The following is an 8,970-nucleotide window of genomic DNA, read 5'->3' as shown; positions in this document are numbered from 1 at the left end:
GCGGAGCTGGTGCGCGTCGTGCTCGTCGACGACCAGGAGCTGGTGCGGTCGGGGCTGCGCCGGATCCTGCGGCGGCGCGACGGCTTCGAGATCGTCGCGGAGTGCGCCGACGGGGTCGAGCTGCCGGCCGCGCTCGCGGCGCACCCGGTCGACGTCGTGCTCATGGACCTGCGGATGCGCGAGGTCGACGGGATCACCGCCACCCGCCGGCTCGCCCAGGACGAGGACGCGCCGCCGGTGCTGGTGCTGACCACCTTCGACGACGACGAGATGCTGTCGGGCGCACTGCGCGCGGGTGCGGCGGGGTTCCTGCTCAAGGACTCCTCCGCCGAGGACCTCATCCGCGCGGTCCGGGCGGTCGCGGCCGGCGACTCCTGGCTCGACCCGGCGGTCACGGGTCGGGTGCTGAGCAGCTACCGGACGAGCACGCCGGCGGGCCCGCCGGCCGGCGACGCGGCGTACGAGACGCTGACGGCGCGCGAGCAGGAGGTGCTGGTGGCGATGGCCGCAGGACGGTCGAACTCCGAGATCGCCCAGGACCTCTTCATCTCCGAGCTGACCGTGAAGTCGCACATCGGCCGGATCTTCACCAAGCTCGGCCTGCGCGACCGGCCGGCCGCGATCGTCTACGCCTACGATCACGGGCTGGTCCGTCCGGGGCAGGCGTAGCGCAGCCGGTCAGCTGATCGTCGAGGCCTTGGCGATCGCCAGCGCGCGGCGGGCGAGCGGCTCGGCGACGACCCGGTCGGCGGGCACGAGCCCGATCCGGGTACGCCGGTCCAGCAGGTCGGCGACGTCGGCGGCGCCCTCGTGGGTGACGCCGAAGACCAGCTCGGCGAGCGTGGCCGGGATGGTCGGGCTCACCGGCGCCAGCGCCTCGTTGCGGGTCAGGCCGTGCGCGAGCGCGTTGGCGACCACGAGCGGCGCCTCGGTGCCGAACCGGCGGACCAGGCGCGCCGGTGCGTCGACCGCCGCGAGCTCGGCGTGCGAGCCGGCGCCGAGCAGCGGGAGCTGGCGGGTGCGGCAGGGGCGGGCACGGAGGCCTGACACGGAGAGGGCCTTGTCGACGGCGTCCTCGGCCATCCGGCGGTAGGTGGTGAGCTTGCCGCCGACGACCGTCACCACGCCCTGCTCGGAGACCAGCACCGCGTGGCGCCGCGACAGGTCGGCGGTGGAGCCGTTGCTGTCGAGCAGCGGTCGCAGGCCGGCGTACGCCCCGACGACGTCGGCGCGGGTGAGCGGTTGCTCGAGCGCGCCGGCCATCACCGAGAGCAGGAAGTCGACGTCCTCCTCGGGCGGTTCGGGCACGTCGGGGACGGCGCCGCTGACGGGCTCGTCGGTGAGGCCGACGTAGAAGGTGCCGTCGGGCTGGGGCAGCGCGAAGACGAAGCGGTTGCTCGCGCCGGGCACGGGAGCCATCAGGGCGCACCGGACGCCCGGCAGTGCCTCGCGCCGCACGACGAGGTGGGTGCCGCGGCTCGGCTTGAGCGAGATGCCCTCGACCAGCTGGTCGGCCCAGACCCCGGTGGCGTTGATGACGGCGCGCGCCTCGATCCGGCGCTCCTCCCCGGTGAGCTCGTCACGCAGGACCGCACCGGTGCCGGTGACCGAGATCGCGCGCACGCGGGTGTGCACGTGGGCGCCGTACGACGTCGCCGTGCGGGCGATGTCGAGCACGAGGCGGGCGTCGTCCTCGAGCTGGCCGTCCCACGACAGGATCCCGCCGCGCACGTCGTGCCGGGCGACGGGAGCGAGCGTGCGGGTCTCGGTGGCGCTGATCCGGCGGGGTCGCGGAAGCGTCTCGCGCGCCGTGCCGGCCAGCCGGCGCAGCAGGTCGCCGGCGCCGACTCCGCGGCGAGCCAGCCAGGCCTGCGACGCGCTGATCTCGGCGGTGAGCGGCATCAGCATCGGCAGCGGGTGGACCAGGTGCGGTGCGGTGACCTCCATGAGGATGCCGCGCTCGACGGCGCTCTCGTGGGCGACGGCGACCTGGCCCTTCGCGAGGTAGCGCAGCCCGCCGTGGACGAGCTTCGAGCTCCATCGCGACGTGCCCCAGGCCACGTCGAAGGCGTCGACCGCGACCACGTCGAGACCGCGGGAGGCGGCGTCCAGGGCCACGCCGGCCCCGGTCACGCCGAGACCGATCACCAGCACGTCGGTGAGGGCCGGCATCCCGGCACTCCCGGGCGTGAGGGTGGCGTGGGCGTCGAGGCTGGGGAGGGTCACGGGCGCAGGTATCCCTCGAGCAGCGCGGCGAGCTCCGCGTCGAGCGCGGCCACGGACACCCCGGGCCGGGTCATGGTGCGTGCCGAGAGCGTGAACCCGTGGCAGGCGAGCACGATGCTGCGGGCGAGCAGCTGCGGGTCGCCGGCGCGCACGTGGCCGGACGCCTGGCCGGCCTCGACCTGGGCCACGACCGAGGCGAGCACCAGGCCCTGCGACCGCCCGGGCCGCTCGAGCAGGTAGGGCAGCAGCCGCTCCGGGTCGACCTCGACGATGCGTGCGAACAGCGGGTTGGCGCGGACCGCCTGCACGGTCCCGACCGCGCTGCGGACCAGGCGCTCCCGCGCGTCGGCGCCGGTGCTGTCGACGTGGACGAGGTCGCTCCACTCCCGGGTCATCAGGTCGGCGAGCAGCGTGCCCATGTCCGACCACCGGCGGTAGATCGTCATCCGGCTGACCCCGGCCCGGCGGGCCACGTCGGTGAGCGTCGTGCGGCTCCAGCCGACGTCGAGGATCGACTCCCGGGCAGCGTCGAGCGCCAGGTCCGCCGCGGAGCGCGGCTCGGCGCTGGTCTCGTCGCTGTTGTGACGAAGTGACGTCATGTGTCACACTGTAACACATGACGACTGCTGGCCCCACCTCCGAGATGCACTGGTCGCGCTGGGGAGACCCGGCCGAGGCCGGACCGCTGCCCGAGAGCGCCTTCGCCCTGGTCGACGCATTCCTCGGCACGAGCGAGACGCCGGCGGTCGCGCCGGAGGACGTGCGGCTGAGCGACCCGCTCGCCGACGAGCTGGTCGCGGAGCTGGCCGAGATCGTCGGGAGCGAGCACGTGCTCCTCGACCACGAGACCCGGCTGCACCGCACCCGCGGCAAGTCGACGCCAGACCTGCTCAAGCTGCGTCACGGCGACGGTCTCGACTCACCGGACGCGGTGGTCCGGCCGGGCACCCACGACGAGGTGGCGGCCGTGATCGCCTGGGGCGTGCGGCGCAACGTCGCCCTGGTGCCCTTCGGCGGCGGCACGTCGGTGGTCGGCGGGCTCGCCGCCCGGCGCGAGGGGTACGCCGGCGTGGTCTCGCTGGACCTGATCCGCTTCGACCGGCTGCTCGAGGTCGACCACGAGTCGATGACCGCGCTGCTCGAGCCGGGCCTGCGCGGGCCGCAGGCGGAGGCGCTGCTCGCCGCGGAGGGGCTGACCCTCGGGCACTTCCCGCAGTCCTTCGAGTACGCCACCATCGGGGGCTTCGCCGTGACCCGCTCGTCGGGCCAGTCGTCGGCCGGCTACGGGCGGTTCGACGCACTCGTCGTGGGCCTGCGGGTCGCGACGCCGCAGGGCACGCTCGAGCTCGGCACCGCGCCGGCCAACGCCGCCGGGCCGGACCTGCGCGAGCTCGTGATGGGCTCCGAGGGCGCCTTCGGCGTGGTGACCGCGGTGCGCGTGCGGGTGCGCCGGCTCCCGGACGTGAAGGTCTACGAGGCCTGGCGGTTCGGGTCGTTCGCCGAGGGCGCGACCGCGATGCGCACGCTCGCGCAGGCGGGCCTGCTGCCGACGGTGATCCGGCTCTCCGACGAGGCGGAGACCGCGATCAACCTGGCCCGCCCGGACGCCGTCGGGGGCGAGTCCTCCGGCGGCTGCCTGATGATCGCGGGCTACGAGGGCACGGCCGAGACGGTCGCGGCCCGGCGTACGGCGTGCACGGGGCTGCTCGCCGACCTCGGCGGCACGAACCTCGGCGAGGAAGCAGGCCAGGCCTGGGCGGAGGGCCGCTTCCACGGGCCCTACCTGCGCGACTCGCTGCTCGACGTCGGCGTGCTCGTGGAAACCCTCGAGACCGCGATGTTCTGGTCACGGCTCGAGGAGGTGTACGCCGCGGTGAAGCAGGCGCTGACCGGTGCCCTCGGCGAGTCGGCGATCGTGCTGTGCCACATCTCGCACGTCTACGAGACCGGGGCCTCGCTGTACTTCACCGTCGCCGCGCGCCAGGCCGACGACCCGGTCGCCCAGTGGCTGACCGCGAAGGCGGCCGCCTGCGACGCGATCGTCGCCCACGGCGCCTCGATCACCCACCACCACGCGGTCGGCCAGGACCACAAGCCCTGGCTCGCCCAGGAGATCGGCCCCGTCGGCGTGATGATCCTCCGCGCCGTCAAGGACCGCCTCGACCCCACCGGCATCCTCAACCCCGGCGTGCTCATCCCCTGACCCGTTGAGTTGGGAGTCCGTACTCGTTGAGTGGGGAGTTCGTTCGCGTTGAGTCGGGATGTGGTTCCCGGCCGCGAGAGCTGACGGGGAACGAACCCCCGATCGGTGAGGGACCAAGCCCCAACTCGACAAGGACGAACTCCCAACTCAACGAGCCTGGGACCAGACCAGGAGGAGTCCGGGGCGCTCGACGGTGAGGGTGCGGCCGCCCTCGTCGACGAGGCGCGCGGCGTCGCCCGGGACCAGCTCGCGGTCGCCGAGGGTGGCGGTGGCGGTGGCGGAGAAGACGTGGAGGCGGGGCGCGTCGGGCAGGGCCAGCTCCCCGGGCTCGGCGCGCGCCAGGTGGAGACGGGCGCCGCGGGTGCCGACGCCGAGCGGGCCGGCCGGGCCGACCACCTCGGTGAGCGTGGTGGGCAGGCCGACCTCCGCGACGGCGTACGACGACGGACCGCCCGACTCGTCGGGCCGCAGCCAGGTCTGCACGAAGCGGGTGCGGACGCCAGGCTCCGTCGTCTCCGCGTGGACGATGCCTGCGCCGGCGCTGGTGCGGGAGATCTCCCCGGGCCGCAGGACGCCGGTGCGTCCGTCGGAGTCGGTGTGCCGCAGCGCGCCCTCGAGCACCACCGTGACGATCTCGACGTCGGCATGCGGGTGGTCCGGGTAGCCGGTGCCGGCGGGCAGCAGCTCGTCGTTGTGGGCGACCAGCGCGCCGAACCCGACGTTGCCCGGGTCGTAGTGCGCGCCGAAGGAGAACGAGTGCCACGTCGTGCGGCCCTCGGACTCGGTCCGGAACCGCTCCGCGGCGCGCCGTACGTCGATGGTCACGAACCCGATCCTGACACTGCGTGCTGCACCGGCGTTTCGAGGCTCGCAGGCCCGCACCTCAACCACCGGCGAACCCGGCCCTCGGTGGAGCAGAATGCCGGGCATGGGAGAGGGAGAGACGGGGACGGACCGGCCGCGGCTGCCCGCGGGCTTCAGGTTCGGAACCAGCACGGCGTCGTACCAGATCGAGGGGGCCGCGGCCGAGGACGGCAAGGGCCCGAGCATCTGGGACACGTTCTGCGCCGAGCCCGGGCGGATCATCGACGCCAGCAGCGGGGCGGTGGCCTGCGACCACTACCACCGCTATCGCGAGGACGTCGCGCTGATGGCCCGGCTGGGGGCGCACGGCTACCGGTTCTCGATCGCCTGGCCGCGGATCCAGCCGACCGGCTCGGGCGCGCCGAACGCGGCCGGGCTCGAGTTCTACGACCGGCTGGTCGACGAGCTGCTCGCGCACGACATCGCGCCGATGGCGACGCTCTACCACTGGGACCTGCCGCAGGCGCTCGAGGACGCCGGCGGCTGGATGAGTCGCGACACCGCACACCGCTTCGCCGAGTACGCCGCGATCGTGGCCGAGCGGCTGGCCGACCGGGTCGCCCACTGGGTGCCGGTGAACGAGCCGAACGTCGTGTCGCTGCTCGGCTACGCGCTCGGCATGCACGCACCCGGCAAGACCCTGATGTTCGGGGCGCTGCCGGCCGCGCACCACCTGCTCCTCGGGCACGGACTGGCGACGCAGGCGCTCCGGGCCGCCGGGGCGCAGGCGGTCGGCACCGCGAACAACCACGCGCCGATGTGGCCGGCCTCGGACTCCGACGAGGACAAGGCCGCGGCTGACCTCTTCGACACCGTGTGGAACCGGATCTTCGCCGACCCGATGCTGCTCGGCCGCTACCCCGAGGGCTTCGGCGACCTGATGGGGGTTTCGGCAAGCTCAACCACCGGAGGCGGCTCAACCACCGGCGGCGGCTCAAGAACCGGAGGCGGCTCGACCACCCACGACGGGCTCGACGAGGACCTCGCCGTGATCGCGCAGCCGCTCGACTTCTACGGCGTCAACTACTACAACCCGATGTGCGTCGCGGCGCCCGCCGACCCGGCGAGTGAAATGCCGTTCGACCAGCGGGAGATCCCGGGCTACCCGAAGACCGACTTCGGCTGGCCCGTCGTACCGGACGGCCTGCGGGAGCTGCTCGTCCTGCTGAAGGAGCGCTACCCCGGCCTGCCGCCGGTGATGATCACCGAGAACGGCTGCTCCTACAACATGGGCCCCGACGAGCACGGGGTCGTCGACGACCAGCCGCGCATCGACTACCTCGACAGCCACCTGCGGGCGGTGGCGGCGGCGATCGAGCAGGGGGTCGACGTCCGCGGCTACTACTGCTGGTCGCTGATGGACAACTTCGAGTGGAGCGAGGGCTACACGCAGCGCTTCGGGTTGGTCCACGTCGACTACGAGACCCAGCGGCGTACGCCGAAGCGCTCGTTCGACTGGTACGGCGAGACGGTCCGGGCCAACCGGTGAGCGCGCGGTGACGACCACCGACGGCGGGATCGCCGCCCTCGAGGAGCCGACCCGCCCGGTCGCCGGCGTCTGGGTGGTCTGGCTCAGCCTGATCAGCATCGGCGTCTGGGCCGGCTTCTTCGGCCCGATCCAGGTGCTGCTCGCCCAGCAGGCCGAGCAGTTCTCCCCGCACCACAAGGAGGCCACGCTCGCGCTGGTCACCGGCATCGGGGCCGCGGTCTCCACGATCCTCAACCCGCTGTGCGGCGCGCTCTCCGACCGCACCGTCGCCCGGATGGGGCGGCGGCTTCCCTGGGTGATCGGCGGCCTCGCGGGCGCGATCGTCGCGATGGTGCTGCTGTCCGCGGCCAACTCGGTGCTCTGGATGGTGCTCGCCTGGGCGCTGGCGCAGGCCGCGCTCAACGCGATGCTCGCGGCGATCACCGCGACGGTCCCCGACCAGGTGCCGGCCGGCCAGCGCGGCACGGTGGGCGGCTGGCTGGCGATCGCCCAGACCGCCGGCGTGGTGGCAGGCTCGGGCATCGCCGCGGCCACCGGAAGCATCGCCGCCGGCTACCTCACCATCGCGGGCGTGCTCTTCGTGGTGAGCCTGCCCTACTGCTTCGACTCCCGGGACCTCGCGCTCCCGCCCAGCGCCCGGCGGCCGTTCAGCGCCCGGCAGTTCGTCGGCTCGCTGTGGGTCTCGCCGCGCGAGCACCCCGACTTCGCGTGGGCGTGGCTGACCCGCTTCCTGATGAACCTCGGCAACGCGCTGGTGATCCTCTACCTCCTCTACTACCTCAAGGACGCGATCGACCTGACCGACAAGGAGGCCGAGGACGGCGTCTTCGTCCTCACCGCCCTGTACGGCGTGATCACGATCCTCACCGCGATCGGCGGCGGCATCTGGTCGGACAAGATCGGCCGCCGCAAGCCGTTCGTGATCGGCTCCGGCCTGATCGCCGCCGTCGCGCTGCTGATCCTCGCCTTCGCCTCGACCTGGGCGATGGCGATCGCGGGTGCCGTGATCCTCGCGATCGGGTTCGGCACCTACACCGCGGTCGACTTCGCGATGATCACACAGGTGCTCCCCGCCGCCCTCGACCGGGCCAAGGACCTCGGCGTGATCAACATCGCCAACGCGCTGCCTCAGGTGCTCGCTCCGGGAGTCGCCGCGCTGGTGCTCTCGCTGAACCTCGGCTACTCGGGGCTCTACCTGGTCGCCGCGGCTGTGTCCGTGCTCGGCTCGGTGCTGGTGAACAAGATCCGCTCGCTCACCTGACCACGCCGTTTGGCCGGCGTCATGCCGGGTAATCGCGGACGGTGTTCGAGGGCTTCGAGACGTCGTACGTCGACACCGGTGACGCGACGATCCGGGTGCGCCACGGGGGTGAGGGTCCGCCGATCCTGCTGCTCCACGGGCACCCGCGCACGTCCGCGACCTGGCACCGGGTGGCGCCGCTGCTGGTCGAGCGCGGGATGGCCGTGGTGTGCCCGGACCTCCGTGGCTACGGCGGGTCGCGCGGCCCGGCGCCGACGGTCGACCACAGCGCGCACTCCAAGCGCGCGGTCGCCGGCGACCTGGCGCGGGTGATGGACCGGCTCGGTCACGAGCGGTTCGCACTGGCCGGGCACGACCGCGGCGGGCCCGTCGCGCTGCGTCTGACGCTCGACCACCCGGATCGGGTCGAGCGGGTGGCGTTCCTCGACTGCCTGCCGCTCGTCGAGCACCTGGACCGGATCACGGTGAAGTTCGCAACGGACTGGTGGCACTGGTTCTTCTTCGCCCAACCGGGGAAGCCGGAGCGGGTGATCACCGCGGACCCCGAGGCCTGGTACAAGGCCCACGAGGAGGGCAAGCGGGACCGCATGGGCCCGGGGAACCACGACGAGTGGCTCGAGGCGATCCGCGACCCGCGGGTGGTCCGGGCGATGCTCGAGGACTACCGGGCCGGCCTGACCGTCGACCGCGAGCACGAGGAGACCGATCGCGCCGCCGGGCGCCGGATCGGCTGTCCCGTGCTGGTGCAGTGGTCGCTGCGCGACGACCTGGAGGAGCAGCACGGCGACCCCGTCGCGATCTGGCGCAGCTGGGCCGACGACGTCCGTGGCCACCCGATCGACTGCGGGCACCACGTCGCCGAGGAGGCTCCGCACGAGCTCGCGGCCGTGCTGGCCGACTTCGCGGGTGCGCCGCGGCCCTGATCCG

Annotated in this window: 8 protein-coding genes; 5 read left to right on the top strand and 3 right to left on the bottom strand. The window is 73.4% G+C overall.

The window, feature by feature from the left end; genetic code table 11:
- On the top strand, positions 1–669 hold a 669-nt coding region (locus EFL26_RS17895), incomplete at its 5' end, for a response regulator transcription factor (RefSeq protein ID WP_342773537.1).
- A gap of 9 nt (positions 670–678) precedes the next feature.
- Here EFL26_RS17895 and EFL26_RS17890 read toward each other — a convergent pair.
- The gene (locus EFL26_RS17890; protein WP_246000255.1) at positions 679–2,226 is read right to left on the bottom strand and encodes a glycerol-3-phosphate dehydrogenase/oxidase; all 1,548 of its coding nucleotides are present in this window, start codon (positions 2,224–2,226) and stop codon (positions 679–681) included.
- Entirely contained in the window at positions 2,223–2,825 is a 603-nt protein-coding gene (locus EFL26_RS17885; protein ID WP_123224271.1) for a TetR/AcrR family transcriptional regulator, read from the bottom strand. The genes EFL26_RS17890 and EFL26_RS17885 overlap by 4 nt, the downstream gene beginning before the upstream one ends.
- Before the next feature lie 17 nt (positions 2,826–2,842).
- On the opposite strand from EFL26_RS17885, the gene EFL26_RS17880 reads away from it, so the two are divergent.
- Positions 2,843–4,429: an FAD-binding oxidoreductase gene (locus EFL26_RS17880; protein ID WP_246000254.1), complete on the top strand. Its 1,587-nt coding sequence runs from the start codon at positions 2,843–2,845 to the stop codon at positions 4,427–4,429.
- Between the two features lie 147 nt (positions 4,430–4,576).
- On the opposite strand, the gene EFL26_RS23925 is transcribed toward EFL26_RS17880, so the two are convergent.
- Positions 4,577–5,254, bottom strand: a complete 678-nt coding sequence (locus EFL26_RS23925) for a pirin family protein (RefSeq protein WP_183408249.1) — start codon at positions 5,252–5,254, stop codon at positions 4,577–4,579.
- A gap of 103 nt (positions 5,255–5,357) precedes the next feature.
- Between EFL26_RS23925 and EFL26_RS17870 the strand changes: the two genes are divergently transcribed.
- Genes EFL26_RS17870 through EFL26_RS17860 form a run of 3 tightly spaced genes read left to right on the top strand, consistent with a single transcriptional unit; the run spans position 5,358 to position 8,966 of the window.
- Positions 5,358–6,782: a glycoside hydrolase family 1 protein gene (locus EFL26_RS17870; RefSeq protein WP_123224270.1), complete on the top strand. Its 1,425-nt coding sequence runs from the start codon at positions 5,358–5,360 to the stop codon at positions 6,780–6,782.
- 7 nt (positions 6,783–6,789) lie between these two features.
- A complete protein-coding gene (locus tag EFL26_RS17865) occupies positions 6,790–8,043 on the top strand; it encodes an MFS transporter (RefSeq protein WP_123224269.1) in 1,254 nt (417 codons plus the stop codon).
- A gap of 41 nt (positions 8,044–8,084) precedes the next feature.
- Positions 8,085–8,966, top strand: a complete 882-nt coding sequence (locus EFL26_RS17860) for an alpha/beta fold hydrolase (protein ID WP_123224268.1) — start codon at positions 8,085–8,087, stop codon at positions 8,964–8,966.
- The last annotated feature ends 4 nt before the right edge of the window (positions 8,967–8,970 follow it).

Source organism: Nocardioides pocheonensis, from assembly GCF_003725535.1.
Classification (GTDB): Bacteria; Actinomycetota; Actinomycetes; order Propionibacteriales; family Nocardioidaceae; genus Marmoricola; species Marmoricola pocheonensis.
The sequence above is the reverse complement of the archived record's forward strand: the minus strand, read 5'-3'. Positions and strand labels throughout refer to the sequence as shown.

Coding starts and splice junctions, on each gene's coding strand:
- EFL26_RS17885 (WP_123224271.1), bottom strand. CDS start 2,825: ATGACGTCACTTCGTCACAACAGCGACGAGACCAGCGCCGAGCCGCGC.
- EFL26_RS17870 (WP_123224270.1), top strand. CDS start 5,358: ATGGGAGAGGGAGAGACGGGGACGGACCGGCCGCGGCTGCCCGCGGGC.
- EFL26_RS17880 (WP_246000254.1), top strand. CDS start 2,843: ATGACGACTGCTGGCCCCACCTCCGAGATGCACTGGTCGCGCTGGGGA.